This window comes from Aquabacterium humicola (genome assembly GCF_030167915.1).
Lineage (GTDB): Bacteria > Pseudomonadota > Gammaproteobacteria > Burkholderiales > Burkholderiaceae_C > Pseudaquabacterium > Pseudaquabacterium humicola.
Map to the genome: position 1 here is coordinate 42,448 of NZ_JARGNB010000001.1, position 17,586 is coordinate 60,033.

General features: G+C 69.5%; 19 protein-coding genes. 2 read left to right on the forward strand and 17 right to left on the reverse strand.

What is annotated here, in order from left to right:
- Window positions 1-6: 6 nt before the first annotated feature.
- The 6 genes from P1K89_RS00200 to aat form a co-directional block, all read right to left on the reverse strand.
- Window positions 7-1,185, reverse strand: a complete 1,179-nt coding sequence (locus tag P1K89_RS00200) for a pyridoxal phosphate-dependent aminotransferase (RefSeq protein ID WP_284614337.1) — start codon at window positions 1,183-1,185, stop codon at window positions 7-9.
- Between the two features lie 8 nt (window positions 1,186-1,193).
- On the reverse strand, window positions 1,194-1,682 hold the full coding sequence (nusB, locus tag P1K89_RS00205) for a transcription antitermination factor NusB (RefSeq protein WP_284614338.1): 489 nt from the start codon (window positions 1,680-1,682) through the stop codon (window positions 1,194-1,196).
- Window positions 1,679-2,143: a 6,7-dimethyl-8-ribityllumazine synthase gene (gene ribH, locus P1K89_RS00210; RefSeq protein WP_284614339.1), complete on the reverse strand. Its 465-nt coding sequence runs from the start codon at window positions 2,141-2,143 to the stop codon at window positions 1,679-1,681. The genes nusB and ribH overlap by 4 nt, the downstream gene beginning before the upstream one ends.
- A gap of 30 nt (window positions 2,144-2,173) precedes the next feature.
- Window positions 2,174-3,271, reverse strand: coding sequence for a bifunctional 3,4-dihydroxy-2-butanone-4-phosphate synthase/GTP cyclohydrolase II (ribBA, locus tag P1K89_RS00215; protein ID WP_284614340.1), 1,098 nt, complete (start codon window positions 3,269-3,271; stop codon window positions 2,174-2,176).
- 125 nt (window positions 3,272-3,396) lie between these two features.
- On the reverse strand, window positions 3,397-4,146 hold the full coding sequence (locus P1K89_RS00220; protein ID WP_284614341.1) for an arginyltransferase: 750 nt from the start codon (window positions 4,144-4,146) through the stop codon (window positions 3,397-3,399).
- Complete coding sequence (aat, locus tag P1K89_RS00225; protein WP_284614342.1) at window positions 4,143-4,919, reverse strand: leucyl/phenylalanyl-tRNA--protein transferase; 777 nt, start codon at window positions 4,917-4,919, stop codon at window positions 4,143-4,145. Before aat ends, P1K89_RS00220 begins: the two co-directional genes overlap by 4 nt.
- Window positions 4,920-4,996: 77 nt before the next feature.
- On the opposite strand from aat, the gene P1K89_RS00230 reads away from it, so the two are divergent.
- Entirely contained in the window at window positions 4,997-5,881 is an 885-nt protein-coding gene (locus tag P1K89_RS00230; protein WP_284614343.1) for an SDR family NAD(P)-dependent oxidoreductase, read from the forward strand.
- Window positions 5,882-5,936: 55 nt separating this feature from the next.
- On the opposite strand, the gene P1K89_RS00235 is transcribed toward P1K89_RS00230, so the two are convergent.
- The 11 genes from P1K89_RS00235 to P1K89_RS00285 form a co-directional block, all read right to left on the reverse strand.
- Window positions 5,937-6,689, reverse strand: a complete 753-nt coding sequence (locus tag P1K89_RS00235) for an SDR family NAD(P)-dependent oxidoreductase (protein ID WP_284614344.1) — start codon at window positions 6,687-6,689, stop codon at window positions 5,937-5,939.
- The gene (gene denD / locus P1K89_RS00240; protein WP_284614345.1) at window positions 6,686-7,684 is read right to left on the reverse strand and encodes a D-erythronate dehydrogenase; all 999 of its coding nucleotides are present in this window, start codon (window positions 7,682-7,684) and stop codon (window positions 6,686-6,688) included. The genes P1K89_RS00235 and denD overlap by 4 nt, the downstream gene beginning before the upstream one ends.
- Window positions 7,685-7,730: 46 nt before the next feature.
- Window positions 7,731-8,522 (reverse strand): FadR/GntR family transcriptional regulator, encoded by a 792-nt coding sequence (locus P1K89_RS00245; RefSeq protein WP_284614346.1) that lies wholly within the window; start codon window positions 8,520-8,522, stop codon window positions 7,731-7,733.
- Window positions 8,519-8,905, reverse strand: a complete 387-nt coding sequence (locus P1K89_RS00250; RefSeq protein ID WP_284614347.1) for a cupin domain-containing protein — start codon at window positions 8,903-8,905, stop codon at window positions 8,519-8,521. The genes P1K89_RS00245 and P1K89_RS00250 overlap by 4 nt, the downstream gene beginning before the upstream one ends.
- Before the next feature lie 115 nt (window positions 8,906-9,020).
- On the reverse strand, window positions 9,021-9,791 hold the full coding sequence (locus P1K89_RS00255; protein WP_284614348.1) for a glucose 1-dehydrogenase: 771 nt from the start codon (window positions 9,789-9,791) through the stop codon (window positions 9,021-9,023).
- Window positions 9,788-10,312 carry a gluconokinase gene (locus P1K89_RS00260; RefSeq protein WP_284614349.1) on the reverse strand — a complete coding sequence of 175 codons (525 nt, stop codon included), beginning with the start codon at window positions 10,310-10,312 and terminating at the stop codon, window positions 9,788-9,790. Before P1K89_RS00260 ends, P1K89_RS00255 begins: the two co-directional genes overlap by 4 nt.
- 13 nt (window positions 10,313-10,325) lie before the next feature.
- Window positions 10,326-11,402 carry an ABC transporter ATP-binding protein gene (locus P1K89_RS00265; protein WP_284614350.1) on the reverse strand — a complete coding sequence of 359 codons (1,077 nt, stop codon included), beginning with the start codon at window positions 11,400-11,402 and terminating at the stop codon, window positions 10,326-10,328.
- 12 nt (window positions 11,403-11,414) lie between these two features.
- Window positions 11,415-12,257 carry a carbohydrate ABC transporter permease gene (locus tag P1K89_RS00270; RefSeq protein ID WP_284614351.1) on the reverse strand — a complete coding sequence of 281 codons (843 nt, stop codon included), beginning with the start codon at window positions 12,255-12,257 and terminating at the stop codon, window positions 11,415-11,417.
- Window positions 12,254-13,126 carry a carbohydrate ABC transporter permease gene (locus P1K89_RS00275; protein WP_284614352.1) on the reverse strand — a complete coding sequence of 291 codons (873 nt, stop codon included), beginning with the start codon at window positions 13,124-13,126 and terminating at the stop codon, window positions 12,254-12,256. Before P1K89_RS00275 ends, P1K89_RS00270 begins: the two co-directional genes overlap by 4 nt.
- Before the next feature lie 37 nt (window positions 13,127-13,163).
- On the reverse strand, window positions 13,164-14,540 hold the full coding sequence (locus P1K89_RS00280; protein ID WP_284614353.1) for an ABC transporter substrate-binding protein: 1,377 nt from the start codon (window positions 14,538-14,540) through the stop codon (window positions 13,164-13,166).
- A 127-nt stretch (window positions 14,541-14,667) separates the two neighbouring features.
- Window positions 14,668-15,627, reverse strand: a complete 960-nt coding sequence (locus P1K89_RS00285; RefSeq protein WP_284616279.1) for a 2-hydroxyacid dehydrogenase — start codon at window positions 15,625-15,627, stop codon at window positions 14,668-14,670.
- Between the two features lie 112 nt (window positions 15,628-15,739).
- Between P1K89_RS00285 and P1K89_RS00290 the strand changes: the two genes are divergently transcribed.
- Window positions 15,740-17,479: an IlvD/Edd family dehydratase gene (locus P1K89_RS00290; protein WP_284614354.1), complete on the forward strand. Its 1,740-nt coding sequence runs from the start codon at window positions 15,740-15,742 to the stop codon at window positions 17,477-17,479.
- Window positions 17,480-17,586: the final 107 nt, after the last annotated feature.

Consider the following 17,586-nt stretch of genomic DNA (forward strand, 5'->3'; position numbering starts at 1 on the left):
CAAATGTCACAGTGCGCGCTGCAAGCGCTGCAGCGCTTCGTCGAGCTGGGCCATCGAGTTGGCGAAGGACAGGCGCAGCCAGCGCTGCGGCTCGGCGCGGCCGAAATCGCGTCCCGGCGTCAGCGCGACATGGGCGCGGCGCATCAGCTCGAAGCAGAAGTCCCAGCTGTCGGCATGGTGCGCGCTGCAGTCGGCGTAGGCGTAGAACGCACCGTCCGGCAGCACCGGCACGGAAAGTCCCAGGCGGTTCAGCGCCGGCACGACGAAGTCGCGCCGGCGGCGGAACTCGGCGCGGCGGCGCTCGTACTCGGCGATCGATTCCGGCTCGAAGCAGGCCAGCGCGGCATGCTGGGCGATCGTCGACGCGCAGATGTAGAGGTTCTGCGCCAGCCGCTCGACCGGCGCCACCAGCGCCTCCGGCAGCACCAGCCAGCCCAGGCGCCAGCCGGTCATGTTGAAGTACTTGCTGAAGCTGTTGACCGAGACGATGTGCTCGCCCAGCTGCAGCGCGCTGTGGCCGAAGGTCTCGTCGTACGAGAGGCCGAGGTAGATCTCGTCGACGATGGTCACGCCATCGCGCGAGCGCACGACCGCGTCGATGCGCCGCATCTCGTCCGGATGGATCGAGGTGCCGGTCGGGTTCGACGGCGAGGCCAGCAGCACGCCGCGCGTGGCCGGGCTCCAGGCCCGCTCGACCGCCTGCGCATCGAGCTGGAAGCGGTGTTCGGGGCTCGACGGCAGCAGCCGCGCCACCGCTTCGGCCGCGGCGACGAAGTGGCGGTTGCACGGATAGCTCGGGTCCGGCATCAGCACCTCGTCGCCGGCTTCGAACAGCGCCAGGCAGGCCAGCTGCAGCGCGGCCGAGGCGCCGGCGGTGATGACGATGCGGCGGGCCGGGATGTGCAGCCCGAAGCGCGTGGCGTACCAGCGCGACAGCCGCTCGCGCAGCTCGGGCAGTCCGGTGGCCGCGGTGTACTGCGAGCGGCCGTCGCGGATCGCGCGCTCGGCCGCTTCGCGCACCAGCGGCGGCGCGGTGAAGTCGGGCTCGCCGATGTTCAGGAAGATCATCGGCTCGCCGCCCTGGCGCGGATCGCACTCGGGGCTGGCCGCGATCTCGAACGCCGTCTTGGCGCACTCCATCACGTAGAAGGGCTCGATGTGGTCGAGCCGGCGCGCGACTTTCATGGGGCGCTTCAGCTGCTGCGCCGGGCCTGCACTTCGGCCGGCCGCAGGTCGCCCGCGGTCTTGTCGAGCACGCCGTTGACGTACTTGTGCCCGTCGGTGCCGCCGAAGGACTTGGCCAGCTCGACGGCTTCGTTGATCGCCACCTTGTACGGGATGTCGATGCAGTACTTCAGCTCGTAGGCGCCGATCAGCAGCACGCCGTGCTCCACCGGCGACAGCTCGCTGGTCTTGCGGTCGACGTGGCGGGCGAGCACCGCGTCGAGGTCGGCCGCTTCGTTGATGCAGCCCTGCAGCAGCGCATCGAAGTGCACGCGGTCGGCCTTGTCGAAGCCTTCCTGCTCGCGCATGTGGGCCTCGATCGCGGCGATGTCGCCGCCGCCGATCAGCCATTCGTAGAGGCCCTGCAGCGCCAGCTCGCGCGAGCGGCGGCGGGCGGACTTCGGCCGCGTGCCCTTGGCGCCGGCCGGCTTCGCGGCGGACTTCGGTGCCGTCGTCATGCCAGCTCGTCCATCAGGTTGGCCATCTCGACGGCGACACGCGCCGCGTCGCGGCCCTTGTCTTCGGCGCGGGCCCAGGCCTGCGCTTCGTTCTCGACGGTGAGGATCGCGTTGGCGATCGGGATCTGGTGGTCCAGCGACACGCGGGTGACGCCGGCGCCGCTTTCGTTGGCCACCAGCTCGAAGTGGTAGGTCTCGCCGCGGATGATGCAGCCGAGCGCGATCAGCGCGTCGAAGTCCTCGCTGTCGGCCATGGCCTTCAGCGCCACCGGCACTTCCAGCGCGCCGGGCACGGTGACATGGGTGACCAGCTTGGCCGGCACGCCAAGGATGGCGAGTTCGGCCCGGCAGGCCTCGGCCAGCTTGTCGGTCAGCTCGGCATTGAAACGGGCCTGCACGATACCGATCGCGAGGCCGTCGCCGTCGAGATTCGCTGCCTTGCCCTGGTTGGCGTTCTGCATGGGTGTCTTTCTGTTGTTCTGGCAGCGGCTTCAGCCGTTGGTGATGAATCCGGCCACCTCGAGGCCGTAGCCGACCATGCTGGGCATGCGCCGCGGGCTGCCGAGCAGCTTCATGCGGCCGATGCCGAGGTCACGCAGGATCTGCGCGCCGACGCCGTAGGTGCGCAGGTCCATCTGCGTGCTGCGCGGCGCCGGGCCGCCGGCGCGGTCGCCGATCAGCTGCGGCAGCAGCGTCTGCACGTCGTGGCCGCAGTTCAGCAGCACCGCCACGCCGCGCTGCGCCTCCTGGATCGCCGCCAGCGCCTTCGGCAGCGGCCAGGAATGCGAGCAGGCGCCCACATCCAGCAGGTCCAGCGCGGTGAAGGGCTCGTGCACGCGCACCGTCACCTCGTCAGTGGCGGTCCACTGGCCATGGCGCAGCGCGAGGTGCAGGCCGCCGGAGCGGTCGCGGTAGGCGGTGCAGTGGAAGCTGCCCTGGGCGGTGAGCAGCACGCGCTCGCCGGCGCGCTCGATCAGCGTCTCGTTGTGGCTGCGGAAGGCGATCAGGTCGGCGATGGTGCCGATCTTCAGGCCGTGCTCGGCGGCGAAGACCTCCAGGTCCGGCAGCCGGGCCATCGTGCCGTCGTCGTTCATGATCTCGCAGATCACCGCGGCCGGGGTCAGGCCCGCCATGCCGGCCAGGTCGCAGCCGGCTTCGGTGTGCCCGGCGCGCATCAGCACGCCGCCGTCCTGGGCCTGCAGCGGGAAGATGTGGCCGGGCTGCACCAGGTCGCTGGCCCGGGCGTCGCGGGCCACCGCGGCCTGCACGGTGCGGGCGCGGTCGGCAGCCGAGATGCCGGTGGACACGCCCTCGGCCGCTTCGATCGAGACGGTGAAGGCGGTGCCGTGCACCGTGCCATTGCGCGCGGCCATCGGCGGCAGGCGCAGGCGTTCGCAGCGCTCGCGGGTGAGGGTCAGGCAGATCAGGCCGCGGCCGTGCTTGGCCATGAAATTGATCGCCGCCGGCGTGATGTGGTCGGCGGCGATCACCAGGTCGCCTTCGTTCTCGCGGTCCTCCTCGTCGACGAGGATCACCATGCGGCCGGCGGCGAGCTCGCTGACGAGCTCGGGAATCGGGGTAATCGGCATCCCCGGATTGTAGAAGGCGGTGCTATGGGGACCGGTCGGCGGGCCTCTGGCGGGCTTCGGCGGCTCCGGACGAACCTTGCCCCCTACGGCCCTGCGGGCCGGTCCCCCCGAGGGGGAGCAGTCGCCTAGGGGCGGCCCGTCGGCGACTGCCAGTGCCCGTCGATCAGCACCTGGTGCGGCTGGAACTCGGCCTTGTAGTTCATCTTCGTGCTCTCGGCGATCCAGTAGCCGAGGTAGACGTAGGGCAGCTTCAGCTGCTTCGTCTGCTCGATCTGCCACAGGATGCTGTAGGTGCCGAGGCTGCCCTTGTGCTCGGGGTCGTAGAAGGTGTAGACGGCCGAGATGCCGTCGTTGAGCACGTCGACGATGGCCACCATGCGCAGCGTGCCGGCGCCCTGGTCGTCGGGCGCGGGCTCGCGGAACTCGACGAGGCGCGAGTTGACGCGGCTTTGCAGCAGGAACTGCGTGTACTGGTCGACGCTGTCGTGGTCCATGCCGCCGCCGGCATGGCGGCCGGACTGGTAGCGCAGGTAGAGCTGGTAGTGCTCGGGCACGAAGCACAGCCGCAGCACCCGGGCTTTCAGGCCGCCATGGCGCTTCCAGGCGCGGCGCTGGCTGCGCGTGGGCTCGAAGCCGGCCACCGGCACGCGCAGCGGCACGCAGGCGCGGCAGGAGTCGCAATACGGCCGGTAGGTGAACATGCCGCTGCGCCGGAAGCCGTTGGCGACCAGGCCCGAATACGCGTCGGCATGGATCAGATGGCTGGGCGTGGCCACCTGCGAGCGCGCCAGCCGGTCGGGCAGGTAGCTGCAAGGGTACGGCGCCGTCGCATAGAACTGCAGCGACGAGAGCGGGAGTTCTTTCGGATGCGTCACGCCGGGCGGGTTGGGCTTTCATCGGGCGCGCCGATGCCCAGCTGCGCCCACAGCCCGGGATGATAGGCCCAGGCCGGCGGCGGCGGTGCGACCAGCGCCTGCGCCAGGTGCGCTTCGAAGGCCGCGCGAGGAATTTCTCGCGCTCCGAAAGACGCCAGGTGGCGCGTGTGCTGCTGGCAATCGATGAGCCCGATGCCATGCTCTCGGCAGAAGGCCACCAGCGCGGCCAGCGCGATCTTCGACGCATCGGTGCGGTGCGCGAACATCGATTCGCCGTAGAACATCCTGCCGATGCCGACGCCGTAGAGCCCGCCGACCAGTTCGCCGTCGATCCAGGTCTCGACGCTGTGCACCCGCCCGCGGGCGTGCCAGGTGCCGTAGGCCTGCAGCAGCTCGGGCACGATCCAGGTGCCGTTCTGGCCTTCGCGCGGCACGCTGGCGCAGGCGCGCATCACCCGCGCGAAGGCGCTGTCCATGCGGATCTCGCAGGCCGGATCGCGTGCGAAGCGGCGCAGCGTCTTGCGCATCGAATGCGACAGCCGGAACTCGTCGACCGGCAGCACCATGCGCGGATCGGGGCTCCACCACAGCACCGGCTGGCCCGGGCTGTACCAGGGGAACACGCCGTGACGGTAGGCCTCCTCCAGCCGGCCCGGCGTGACGCGGCCGCCGGCCGCCAGCAGGCCCGGCGCATCGCTGTCGGGCCCGAGCGCGCGGCCCGTCGGCGGCAGCGGCGTCAGGTCGTCGATCCAGAGCAGGGTCTGCGTGGACATCGTGCGCAGATTGTGCGGTGTCGGCCGAGACTGCCGGTATAAGCGAGGGTTTCGTTGGGACGCAAAGGATGCCGCAGATGGCACAGAAGACACTTCGATTCGATGGCCGCGTGGCGCTGGTGACCGGCGCCGGCGGCGGCCTGGGTCGCGCGCATGCGCTGGCGCTGGCCGCGCGCGGCGCGAAGGTGGTGGTCAACGACCTGGGCGCTGCGCAGGCGGTGGTCGATGAGATCCGCGCCGCCGGCGGCGAGGCGATCGCCAGCGCCGCGTCGGTGACCGACTTCGACGCGGTGCAGGCGATGGTGGCCGACGCGGTCAACACCTGGGGACGGCTGGACATCCTGGTCAACAACGCCGGCATCCTGCGCGACAAGAGCTTCGCCAAGATGCCGATCGAGGACTTCCGGCTGGTGCTGGACGTGCACCTGATGGGCGCGGTGCACTGCTGCAAGGCGGCCTGGGGCGTGATGCAGGCCCAGCAGTACGGCCGCATCGTGATGACGACCTCGTCGAGCGGCCTGTACGGCAACTTCGGCCAGTCGAACTACGGCGCCGCGAAGATGGCGCTGGTGGGCCTGATGCAGACCTTGTCGATCGAAGGCGCGAAGCACGGCATCCGCGTCAACTGCCTCGCGCCGACCGCCGCGACGCGCATGACCGAGGGCCTGATGCCGCCCGAGGTGCTGGCGATGCTGCAGCCCGAGGCCGTGGTGCCGGCGCTGCTGTGGCTGGCCAGCGAAGACGCGCCGACGCGGGCGATCGGCTGTGCCGGCGCCGGCACCTTCGAGGCGGCGCATGTCACGCTGACCCGGGGCGTGCACCTGGGCATCGACGCGACGACGCCGGAGCGGCTGGCCGAGGCCTGGGGCGAGGTCAGCGACCGCGACGGCGAGCAGGTGCCGGGCAGCGGGGCGGCGCAGACGCAGCAGGAGATCGCGGCGGCGATGTCCGCCGTGCGCTGACCGAGCGGGCACGGCCTGGGCCGTGCCGGGACGGTTGTCGCGTGCGGGTGGTGAGTCAGTACGTCGCGCGGCCGCCCGAGATGTCGAGCACCGAGCCGGTGGTGAACGAGCAGTCCTCGCTCGCCAGCCACGCGACCATCGCGGCGATCTCCGACGGCTGCACGAAGCGGCCCATCGGGATCTTCGCGCGCATGTACTCGATGTGCTGCGGCGTCATCGAATCGAAGATCGCGGTGCGCGCGGCAGCGGGTGCCACGGCGTTGACCAGCACGCCGCGCTGCGCGGTCTCCTTGGCCAGTGATTTCGTCAGCGCGATCAGCCCGGCCTTCGACGCGCTGTAGTGCGAGGCGTTCGGGTTGCCTTCCTTGCCGGCGACCGACGCGATGTTGACGATGCGGCCGTAGCCGGCGTCGAGCATCGCCGGCACCAGCGCGCGGCAGGTAAGGTAGGGGGCGATCAGGTTGACCTCGATCACGCGGCGCCAGACGGCCGGGTCCAGTTCCCAGGTCGACGCGTTGCCGCCGGTGATGCCGGCGTTGTTGACGAGGATGTCGACGCGGCCGGCCAGCGCCAGCGCGCGTCTGGCCGCGTCGTTCACCGCGGTCTCGTCGCTGAGTTCCACGGTCGCGGTGTCGACCTGGCCGAGCGGCGCCAGCGCGGCGCGCGCTTCGCCGAGGCGCGCTTCGTCGACGTCCCACAGCACGACCCGCGCGCCGGATTGCAGGCAGCGTTCGGCCACCGCGTAGCCGATGCCCTGCGCGCCGCCGGTGATCACCGCAACGCGGCCCTGCAGGTCGATCTGGTTCATGCGGGAAGTCCGCGCAGTGCCGCGGGGTCGCCGGCGCAGTCCTCGATGTAGGCGGCGACGATGTGCTCGAAGCTCGCCTCGGGCTTCAGGCCCAGCGCGCTCGCGCGGCTCGCGGCGACGGCGCGCGGCCAGCCGTCGACGATGCGCACGATCTCCGGGTCGGGCTGGAAGCGCACGCGCTCGCGCACGGCGCGGCCGGCCACCGCCTCGAGCGCGTCGAGCATCTGCTGCACGCTGACGTTGAGCGCCGGCAGGTTCAGCGCCAGCCGGCTGCCGAGTTGTTCCCGGTCGGCCTCCGCCACTGCGATCAGCCCTTCGACCGTGCGGCGTGGCGACGACAGCGCGTGGCGCACCTCGGCCGACACCGGGCAGATCGCCTCCACGCCGGCCAGCGGCTCGCGCACGATGCCGCTGAAGAACGACGATGCCGCGCCGTTGGGCCGGCCGGGGCGCACGGTGACGGTGTTCAGCCGCACCGAGCGGCCGTCGACGAAACCCTTGCGGGTGTAGTCGGCGATCAGGTACTCGCACATCAGCTTGTGCGTGCCGTACGAGGTCTGCGGCACCGGCTGCGTGTCGTCGTCCATCCGCGCCGGCATCGGGTGACTGGCATCGTGGCCGAAGACGGCGATCGAGCTGGAGAACACGAAGCGCGGTGCGTTGCCCGCGGCGCGCAGCGCCTCGAGCAATGCGCGCGTCGAATCGAGGTTGGAGCGCAGGCCGAGATCGAAGTCGCGCTCGCATTCGCCGCTGACGGCCGATGCGAGGTGGAACACCGCGTCGAACGCGTCGCCGCGCAGCGCGTTGCACTGTTCCAGCAAGGGGCCGACGCGGGCCTCGATGCGCGGCGCGGCGGCCAGGTCCGCGGGCGGTGCGGCCTGGTCGGCCAGCACGATGCGGCCGATCGGGCGACCGGCCAGTTCGCCGCGTGCCAGCAGTTCGCGCGCCAGCCGCGTGCCGACGAAGCCGGCGCCTCCGGTGATCAGCACATCCATCGATGTCTCCGTGTCTTTCGGGCGCTATCGCGTCGCGGTCGAGGCGCTAACGCTCAGTGGTCGGCAGCCGCGCCTTCAGCTGCGGCGCGGGCTGGCTCAGGGACGGCAGCTTGCGCCGCGACGCCAGCACCGTCTCGATGTCCTCGCGCGCGCTGTCGATCAAGGTCAGGATCGCGCGCTCGGCGCGCGGCGGCGAACGCGCGATCACCGCGTCGAGCACCGCGCGGTGCAGCGGCAGCGAGGTGGCCGGGCCGTCGGGCCGGGAGGTCGAGATCTCGAAGCTGGTGCGCAGCAGCGCGCCGAGCGCCTTGCTCATCTGCACCAGCATGCGGTTGTGGCAGGCGCGCAGCAGGCCCTGGTGGAAGCGCAGGTCGTGCGTCACGTAGTCGCCGCCCTGTTCGATGGCCGCCTTCATGCCGGCGTAGGCGAGCTCGATCTCGGCGATGTCCTGCGCGGTGGCGCGTTCGGCCGCCAGCTTCACAGCCGCCGGCTCGACGACGCGGCGCAGCTCCTGCAGGTCGCGCAGGAACTCGCGTGTCAGGCCGATCTTGGAGTGCCAGACCACGACGTCCGGATCGAACCAGTTCCAGTGCTCCTCCGGCATCACCCGCGTGCCGAGCTTGGGGCCGGTGACGAGCAGCCCCTTGGCGACCAGCGACTTGACCGCCTCGCGCACGACGGTGCGGCTGACGCCGAGCTCCTCGCACAGCATCGGCTCCGGCGGGATCGACTGGCTCGGCGGATAACGGCCGGAGACGATGGCCTCGCCCAGCACGTCCAGCGTATTGCCGTGGACGTTCTTGATGACGGGCAGGTGCATCACCACGGCGGCGCTCATCCGCGCACGAAGACCGTGACCAGCGGATCGGGGCCGACCTGGCGGCTCCAGTGGCCGTGCACGGTCGGGTCGAAGGTGGCGCCCGGTGGCAGGACGTCGGCCGAATAGAAGTGCTGGCCGGGCGAGAAGATCCGCGACGTGCCGTCCTGCAGCCCGATCTCCATCTGGCCGCCGAGGATGAAGACCCATTGCGGATCGCCGGTGCAATGGAATTCGCTGCGAAAGCCCACCGGGCTCTCGCGCAATTGCAGCCCGCCCGAGGGCATCAGCGGCGACAGGCGCGCAGCCGGCTTGCCTTCGGTCAGCGCGATGGTTTCCTCGCGGAAGCGGGCACGGCCGTCGGCGTCGGTGAACAGGATGATCTTGGTGAAGGTCGAAGTCATGCTGGATTGTGCTCACTGCGCCTTCCCAAGCGGCCGCCGCGGAACCGGCTCTGCCGGGCCGCTGGGGGCGCCCCCTGGGGGGAGGCGGCCGGAGGCCGCTTCGGGGGGGGCTTGGTCATAGCGATGCGGTCACGCCGCCATCGACGTAGAGGATATGGCCGTTGATGAAGCGCGCCGCGTCGCTGGCGAGGAAGACGGCCGCCGGTGCCAATTCCTCCACCTCGCCCCAGCGCCGGCACGGCGTGCGGTTGACCAGCCAGGCGCTGAACTGCGGATCGTCGACCAGCTTCTGGTTCAGCTCGGTGCGGAAGTAACCCGGGCCGATGCCGTTGACGGTGATGCCGTGCGGCCCGAGGTCGATCGCCATGCCCTTGGTCAGCATCTTCACCGCGCCCTTGGTCGCGGCGTAAGGCGCGATGCCGGGCCGGCCGAGCTCGCTCTGCACCGAGGCGACGTTGATGATGCGGCCGCGCCCGCGCGGGATCATGCGCCGCGCCACCGCCTGGCCGACATGGAACAGGCTGTCGACATTGGTGCGCATCAGGGCATCCCAGTCGGCCGGGTCGTAGTCGGCGAAGGCGTTGCGGCGCTGCATGCCGGCGTTGTTGACCAGGATGCCGATCGGCCCGATCGACGATTCGATGGTCTCGATGGCGGCGTCGACCGCGGGGCGCTGCGTGACGTCGAAGGCCAGCGCGTGCACGGTGTGGCCGGCGGCGCGAAGTGCGGCGGCGGCGGCCTGCAGGCGGTTGTCGTCGCGGGCATTCAGCACCACCGCGGCGCCGGCCTCGGCGAGGCCGCGCGCCAGCGCGAGGCCGATGCCCATCGACGAGCCGGTGACCAGCGCGAGCTGGCCGTCGAGCCGGAACGTGGACGCGTCGATCATGCGGCATCCCCGCGCACGGCCGAGGCCAGCCCGACCAGCGCCTGCTGCACGAGGCGCGCCGGCGGCATGCGGATGTCGAGCACCAGCGCGTCCTCGTCGGGGCCGGGCAGTTCCAGCGCCTGCAGCTGGCTCGGCAGCAGCGAGGGCGGCATGTAGTGGCCGCTGCGGCTTTCGAGCCGCTCGGCCAGCAGCGGCGCGTCGCCGTGCAGGTGGATGAGCTTGAGCCCGGGCGCGCGGTGGCGCAGCTCGTCGCGGTAGCGGCGCTTGAGCGCGGAGCAGGCGACGATCACGCCGCGGCCGGCGTCGTGCGCCGCGCCCAGCCGTTGGCCGATCGCCGCCAGCCAGTCGCGGCGGTCATGGTCGGTCAGCGGGATGCCGGCGGCCATGCGCTGCACGTTGGCCGGCGGGTGAAGCTCGTCGCCCTCGACGAACTCGACGCCCAGCGTGGTGGCGAGCTCGCGCGCGATGGTCGATTTGCCGCAACCGCTGACGCCCATCACGACCACCTGCAACGTGTCCACGGCCGAGGGGGTGTCACGACAGGCGCTGCCCGCCCGCGCTGTCGAAGACATGCGCCTTCGCGCCGTCGATCGCCAGGTGCACGATGTCGTCAGGCTTCGCATCCGTGCGGCCGTGCATCACCAGGGTCAGCGTCTGCGCATCCCCGTTGCTGCCGACCTGCAGCAGCAGCTCGGTCTCTGCGCCGGTGGGCTCGACGACGATCACCTTGGCCGGTGTGCCGTGCGCGGCAAGGTGGATGTCGCCGGGGCGGATGCCGTAGTGCACCGGCTGCCCGGCGCTGCCGCCCTTCATGCCGTTGACCGGCCACGTGGCCCCGAGCGCCCGCACCGCGCGGCCGTCGCCGTCGGGCACCAGCTGGCCCGGGAAGACGTTCATGGCCGGCGAGCCGATGAACTGCGCGACGAAGAGGTTGCCCGGCCGATCGAACAGCTCCAGCGGCGTGCCGATCTGCTCGACGATGCCGTCGTGCATCACGACGATGCGGTCGGCCATCGTCATCGCCTCGATCTGGTCGTGGGTGACGTAGACGGTGGTCGTCTTCAGCCGCTGGTGCAGCGCCTTGATCTCGGCGCGCATCGCGACACGCAGCTTGGCATCGAGGTTCGACAGCGGCTCGTCGAACAGGAAGACCTTGGGGTCGCGCACGATCGCGCGGCCCATCGCCACGCGCTGGCGCTGGCCGCCGGAGAGCTCGCGCGGGTAGCGGTCGAGCAGCGCGTCGAGGTTCAGGATGCGCGCGGCATCGGCCACCCGCTTCGCGGTGATCGCCGTGTCCGCGCGGCGCAGCTTCAGGCTGAAGCCCATGTTCTCGCGCACCGTCATGTGCGGGTAGAGCGCGTAGCTCTGGAACACCATCGCGATGTCGCGGTCCTTCGACTCGAGCTCGTTGACGACCTTGCCGTCGATGACGATCTCGCCGCCGGAGATTTCCTCCAGCCCGGCCAGCATGCGCAGCAGGGTCGACTTGCCGCAGCCCGACGGGCCGACCAGCACGACGAACTCGCCGTCGGTGATGTCGAAGCCGATGCCGTGGATGACGTCGACCTTGCCGTAGGACTTCTGGATGTTGCGGAAGGAGACAGCGGCCATGTCGGATGAAGGTTATGACTTCACGGCGCCGGCGGTCAGGCCGGACACCATGTAGCGCTTGAAGGCGTAGTAGATGGCTGCCGGCGGCAGTGCGTAGATCAGCCCGGTGGCCATCAGCAGCTCCCACGGCGAGTCGTCGGCCGCCAGGAAGTTGCCGAGTGCGACGGCCAGCGTCAGGTCGGTCTCGTTCGACAGCATCAGGAAGCCGTAGAGGTACTCGTTCCAGGCCAGCAGCAGCGCGTAGGTGCCGACGGCGACCAGCGAGGGCACCATCAGCGGCACGTAGACCAGGCGGAACAGCTGCAGCGGTGTCGCGCCGTCGATGCGCGCGGCTTCGTCAAGCTCCCAGGGCAGCTTGTCGGAGGCCTGCTTCAGCACCCAGATGCAGTAGGGCGACGCGATCGTCACCATCGCCAGGATCAGCGACCAGCGGTTGTTCAGCAGGCCGTAGTTGGCCATCGTCTTGTACATCGGCACCGCGAGGAAGGCGGCCGGGATGAAGTAGGTGAACAGCGCCAGGTTCATCACCGTGCGGCCGCCCCGCACCTTGAGCCGGCTGATCGCGAAGGCGGCCGTGGTGGCGACGAAGAGAGTCAGCAGGCCGACCGCGAAGGCGATCACCAGCGAGTTGCCGAGTTGCTGCCAGAAGTGGTTCAGGTAGAAGTGCTTCTGGTGCAGCACGGTGTCGAAGTTCTGCAGCGTCGGGTTCTTCGGCCACAACCGGCCGGAGGTGGCTGAATCGCGCTCGGAGATCGCGAACAGGAACAGGTGGTAGACCGGGATCACGGTCCACAGCAGCACGGGCAGGCCGATCAGCAGCAGCCGGGTTTCGGCCCAGAGTTTCCTGGGGCTCACTTGGACAGCCTCTTCATCATCACGTACACCAGCGGCAGCACCAGCGGCAGCGCGACGACGATGGAGGCCATCGCCAGGTCGACCTGGTCCAGCCGCAGGTAGCGGATGCCCAGCGTCGCCAGCACGTGCGTCAGGTCCGCGGGCCCGCCGCCGGTCAGCAGGTAGACCGAGTTGAAGTCGCCCAGCGTCCAGATCATCGACAGGATGGTCGAGGTGAAGTAGAGCCCGCGCATCGACGGCCAGGTGATGAAGCGGAACTTCTGCCAGCGCGTCGCGCCGTCGACGCTGGCGGCTTCGTACTGTTCCGAAGGAATGGCGAGGCGGCCGGCGATCAGGATCAAGGTCCAGAACGGCAGCGACTTCCAGATGTGCATCAACATCGAGAAGCTCAGCGCCAGCGTTGGATCGTTGAGCCAGTTCGGGCCGTCGAGACCGGTGAGGCGGAAGATCGTCGAGTTGATGACGCCCCATTCGGGGTTCAGCATGAAGCGCACCGACAGGATGGTCGGGATCGACGGCACCGCCCACGGCAGGATGAACAGCACCGACAGCGCGCGAATCCACCAGCGCTGCTGCACGAAGAAGCCGGACAGCCCGAGCGCGATCATCATCTTCAGGTTCACCGCGACCACCACGAAGATGACCGTGTTGACCGCGGTGCGGAAGAAGATCGGGTCGTCGAAGAGCTTGGCGTAGCTCTGCGGGTGCCGCGCCAGCCACAGCCCGTAGCCCACCGGGTAGAGCACGAAGACCAGGAAGACCAGCAGGTAGGGCACGACGAGCGCGCGCCCCCACCAGACCCAGGTGCTGACGGGCTTGCGGACGCGCGGCGCGGCCGCTGACGCCGGGGAGGTGAGGACGTGGCTCATCCTGGTCGTTCGGCAGGTCGTCCGCTGGCCGCCGGGATCAGTTCGCGACCGCCTTGATGCGCGCGATCATCTCGTCCGTCGCCTTGTCCACCGGCACCTTCTCGTTGAGGATCCGGTTCATCGCCTTGGCCCAGACGTTCTCGTTGTTCAGCACGGTGAACTTGTAGTTCTTCGTGAATTCGAACGGCGTCGTGCCGGCCATGAACTGGTTGTAGACCGCGGTGCGGTGCGCATCGGCCTTCCAGAACGGGCTCTGCTGCGCGGCCTTGGTCACCGGGAACCAGCGGCCGAGCGAACCTTCGACGTACGGCGTCAGGTTCGCGTCGTCGAGCATGAAGGCGACGAACTGCTTGGCCAGCGCCTTGTTCTTCGCGTCCTTGAAGATCACGCCGGTCTTCACCGCGGCGCGGTAGACCATCTTCGAGCCGTCGGGCTTGTTCGGGAAGCCGGCCGTGGCGATCAATTCCGTGTAGTTCTTCTTGGCCTGTGCACGCTGGACCTCGTTGAGCGTGGTGTTGTTCATGTCGTCCAGCCACTTCGCGGCGATCGAGATCGTCGCGTTGTGCGTCAGGATGATGGTCTTGTTGTGGAAGGCGACGTTGTTGTCCGGGTCCTTCCAGTTCGTGGCCGACGGCGGCGTGCAGCTCTTGGAATAGACCTGCGTGTAGTCGGTCAGCGCGTTGATCAGGCCCTGGCGCACGGCAGGGTCGTCGACCAGCAGCTTGCCGGAGTCGCTGACCAGCTTGACGTTGTAGGCGTCCATGAAGGTCAGGAAGGAGTAGAACGAGTCGCTCGAATCGACCCCCATCGGGAAGCCGGTGGCGAAGCCGCGCTGGCCGGTCTTCTGGCGGTAGGCGGGCTGCACCTTGTCGCACCAGAAGCTCCAGTAGCCCTTCCAGTCCTTCGGAATGTCGCTTTCCTTGAAGCCGGCGTCGGCGAGCATGTCCTTCCAGTACTGGATATGCATCGTCTGCTGCTTGATCGGGAAGGCGTAGTAGGCCCGGCTCTGGGTGGCGTTGTTGTAGAGGAACGTCGTCGACAGCGCCGTCGGTTCGAACTTGGCGCGCATCGGATCGATGATGCTGGAGACGTCTTCCAGCTTGCCGTCGTAGGCCCACTTCGCGGTGACCTGGAAGTCGTAGACATCGCCATAGGCCACGTCCGGCGGATTGCCGGCATCGAGCGCGGCCACCGACTTCGGGATCATTTCCTGCGGCGCGTACAGCGACAGCTCGACCTTGACCTTCGGGTACTTGGCCTCGAACTTCTTGATGGCCGCGAACAGCGCGTCGTCCTCGGCCTTGTAGAAGCCCTTGCCCCACCAGACGGTGAGCTTTTCCTGCGCGAAGGCGGGGGCCGCGGCCACGAGGCCGGCGCCGATCAGCGCGCCCGTCATCCAAGTCTTCAGTTGCATGTCCACTGTCTCCTTGAGTCAGACGGGCCTCCGGCCCGCGGTTGTGGTGTTATCGTATGACGATTGATCCGTGCCTCAGCCGGGACTTACCCGCAGCCGGGTCGGCCCGTACGGTCGGGGCATGCGCTCACGACCCGCATTCGGGCACCGGCGTCAGCACCGCCTGCCCGGCGAAGTGCGCGTGCAGGTTCTGGAACGCGAGGTCGGCCATCGCCTGCCGGGTCTGGCCGGTCGCGCTGCCGATGTGCGGCGCCAGCACCACGTGCGGCAGCGCCTTCAGGCGCTCGGGCACATGCGGCTCGTTCTCGAACACGTCGAGTCCGGCGCCGGCAATCACGCCGCGCTCCAGCGCGTCGACCAGCGCCGCTTCATCGATCACCGAGCCGCGCGCGACGTTCACCAGGATGCCCTGCGGGCCCAGCGCCTCGAGCACCGCGGCGTCGATCAGCTTGCGCGTGCCGGCGCCGCCCGGCGTGATGACGACGAGGAAATCGCTTTCCGCGGCCAGGCTGCGTGCGTCGGGCAGATAACGGTATGGCAGCGCGGCCTTGGCGCTGCGGGCGGTGTAGGCGATGGCCATGCCGAACCCCGCCGCGCGCTGCGCGATGGCCTGGCCGATGCGGCCCATGCCGACGATCCCCAGGCGCGCGCCGGACATCTTGCGTGCCAGCGGCATCGGGCCGCGTTGCACCCAGTCGCCGCCGCGCACCCAGCGATCGGCCGCGGGCAGCTGGCGCGCGGCGCTGAGCATCAGCCCGAGCGCGAGGTCGGCGACGTCGTCGTTCAGCACGTTCGGCGTGTGCGTCACCATCACGCCGTGCTCCTTCGCGCTGGCGACGTCGACGCCGTCGTAGCCGACGCCCATGATCGACACGATCTCCAGCGCCGGCAGGCGTTCGATCAGCGCGGCCGGCACCTTCGACTCGCCGCTGCCGACCACCGCGCGGATGCGCGGCGCGATCGCCGCGAACGCGGCGGCATCCGATTCGTGCAGCCTGTCGTGCAGCGTGAACGCCGCTTCGACCTGCGGCAGCAGCAACGGCGACAGCTTTGCCACCGCCAGCACCTCGGGCTTCTGCCCGGTCATCTCCGTCTGCGACAAGGGGCCACTCCTTCGGGTTCGACCTCAGTCGAGGGTCAATCGTCATACCATAATATGCTTCCGCATCGAGGCCGCCTCTCCGGGAAAGCCAGCACGCATGAGTTCGCCAACGAGGAAGAAACACCCGTCTGAACTGCGCAGCCAGCAGTGGTTCGGCCGCCAGGATCGCGACGGGTTCGCGTACCGCAGCTGGGTCAAGGGCAAGGGCGTGCCGCACGACCAGTTCGACGGCCGGCCGGTGATCGGCATCTGCAATACCTTCAGCGAGCTGACGCCGTGCAACTCGCATTTCCGCACCCTGGCCGAGCAGGTGAAGACCGGCGTCTACGAAGCCGGCGGCTTCCCGCTTGAATTCCCGGTGATGTCGCTCGGCGAGACGCTGCTGCGGCCCACCGCGATGCTCTACCGCAACCTCGCGAGCATGGATGTCGAGGAGAGCATCCGCGGCAATCCGATCGACGGCGTCGTATTGCTGTTCGGCTGCGACAAGACGACGCCGGCGCTGCTGATGGGCGCGTCCAGCGTCGGCCTGCCGACGATCGGCGTCTCCGGCGGGCCGATGCTCAACGGCCGCTGGCGTGGCCAGACGCTGGGCTCGGGCACCGGCGTGTGGCGCATGAGCGAAGAGGTGCGCGCCGGCACGCTGAAGTTGCAGGACTTCTTCGAGGCCGAGAGCTGCATGCACCGCAGCCACGGCCACTGCATGACGATGGGCACGGCCAGCACGATGGCCTGCATGGTCGAGGCGCTGGGCATCGGGCTGCCGGGCAATGCCGCCTATCCGGCGGTCGACGGCCGGCGCAACGTGCTGGCCCGCGCCGCGGGCCGGCGCATCGTCGAGATGGTGCACCAGGACCAGACGATCTCGCAGGTGCTGACGCGTGAAGCCTTCGAGAACGCGATCCGCACGTTGGCCGCGATCGGCGGCAGCACCAATGCGGTGATCCACCTGATCGCCATCGCCGGGCGCCTGGGCGTGCCGCTGAGCATCGACGACTTCGACCGCCTGGCCAGCGAGTTGCCCTGCCTGGTCAACCTGCAGCCGTCGGGCGAGCACCTGATGGAGGACTTCTGCTACGCCGGCGGCCTGCCCGCCGTAATGAAAGCCATCGAGTCGGTGCTGCACCTGGACCTGCCGACGGTCAGCGGCGCGACGGTGGGCGAGAACATCGCCGGCGCGCAGAACTTCGACGAGCGCGTGATCAAGACCATGGACGCGCCTTTCAAGGCCAATGCGGGTATCGCGGTGCTGCGCGGCAACCTCGCGCCGCGCGGGGCCGTGATCAAGCCCAGTGCGGCGACACCGGAACTGATGGTGCACACCGGCCGCGCTGTGGTCTTCGAGAACTCCGATGACTTTCACCATCGCATCGACGACGAATCGCTGGACGTCGACGAGACCTGCGTGCTGGTGCTGAAGAACTGCGGCCCCAAGGGCTACCCGGGCATGGCCGAGGTCGGCAACATGCCCCTGCCGCCCAAGGTGCTGAAGAAGGGCATCACCGACATGGTGCGCATCAGCGACGCGCGCATGAGCGGCACGGCCTACGGCACCGTGGTGCTGCACACCGCGCCGGAAGCCGCCGCCGGCGGCCCGCTGGCGCTGGTGAAGAACGGCGACCTGATCACGCTGGACGTGCCGCAGCGCAAGCTGCACCTGCATGTCGACGAGCCCGAGCTCGAACGCCGCCGCGCCGCATGGCAAGCACCGGAGCCGCCGTTGAAGAGCGGTTATTGGAAACTCTACGTCGACCACGTGCTGCAGGCCGACGAGGGCGCCGACCTCGACTTCCTCAAGGGCCAGCGCGGCGCGTTCGTCCCCAAGGACAACCACTGAGATGTGGCCCACCCCCGGAGCGGCTTCGCCGCTTCCCCCTCAAGGGGGCGACCCCAGCGGCCCGGCAGAGCCGGATCCGCGGCGTCCGCTTGAGTGCACGAATTGGA

Coding starts and splice junctions, on each gene's coding strand:
- P1K89_RS00200 (WP_284614337.1), bottom strand. CDS start 1,185: ATGAAAGTCGCGCGCCGGCTCGACCACATCGAGCCCTTCTACGTGATG.
- nusB (WP_284614338.1), bottom strand. CDS start 1,682: ATGACGACGGCACCGAAGTCCGCCGCGAAGCCGGCCGGCGCCAAGGGC.
- ribH (WP_284614339.1), bottom strand. CDS start 2,143: ATGCAGAACGCCAACCAGGGCAAGGCAGCGAATCTCGACGGCGACGGC.
- ribBA (WP_284614340.1), bottom strand. CDS start 3,271: ATGCCGATTACCCCGATTCCCGAGCTCGTCAGCGAGCTCGCCGCCGGC.
- aat (WP_284614342.1), bottom strand. CDS start 4,919: ATGTCCACGCAGACCCTGCTCTGGATCGACGACCTGACGCCGCTGCCG.
- P1K89_RS00230 (WP_284614343.1), top strand. CDS start 4,997: ATGGCACAGAAGACACTTCGATTCGATGGCCGCGTGGCGCTGGTGACC.
- P1K89_RS00235 (WP_284614344.1), bottom strand. CDS start 6,689: ATGAACCAGATCGACCTGCAGGGCCGCGTTGCGGTGATCACCGGCGGC.
- denD (WP_284614345.1), bottom strand. CDS start 7,684: ATGGATGTGCTGATCACCGGAGGCGCCGGCTTCGTCGGCACGCGGCTG.
- P1K89_RS00245 (WP_284614346.1), bottom strand. CDS start 8,522: ATGAGCGCCGCCGTGGTGATGCACCTGCCCGTCATCAAGAACGTCCAC.
- P1K89_RS00250 (WP_284614347.1), bottom strand. CDS start 8,905: ATGACTTCGACCTTCACCAAGATCATCCTGTTCACCGACGCCGACGGC.
- P1K89_RS00255 (WP_284614348.1), bottom strand. CDS start 9,791: ATGATCGACGCGTCCACGTTCCGGCTCGACGGCCAGCTCGCGCTGGTC.
- P1K89_RS00265 (WP_284614350.1), bottom strand. CDS start 11,402: ATGGCCGCTGTCTCCTTCCGCAACATCCAGAAGTCCTACGGCAAGGTC.
- P1K89_RS00275 (WP_284614352.1), bottom strand. CDS start 13,126: ATGAGCCACGTCCTCACCTCCCCGGCGTCAGCGGCCGCGCCGCGCGTC.
- P1K89_RS00280 (WP_284614353.1), bottom strand. CDS start 14,540: ATGCAACTGAAGACTTGGATGACGGGCGCGCTGATCGGCGCCGGCCTC.
- P1K89_RS00285 (WP_284616279.1), bottom strand. CDS start 15,627: ATGACCGGGCAGAAGCCCGAGGTGCTGGCGGTGGCAAAGCTGTCGCCG.
- P1K89_RS00290 (WP_284614354.1), top strand. CDS start 15,740: ATGAGTTCGCCAACGAGGAAGAAACACCCGTCTGAACTGCGCAGCCAG.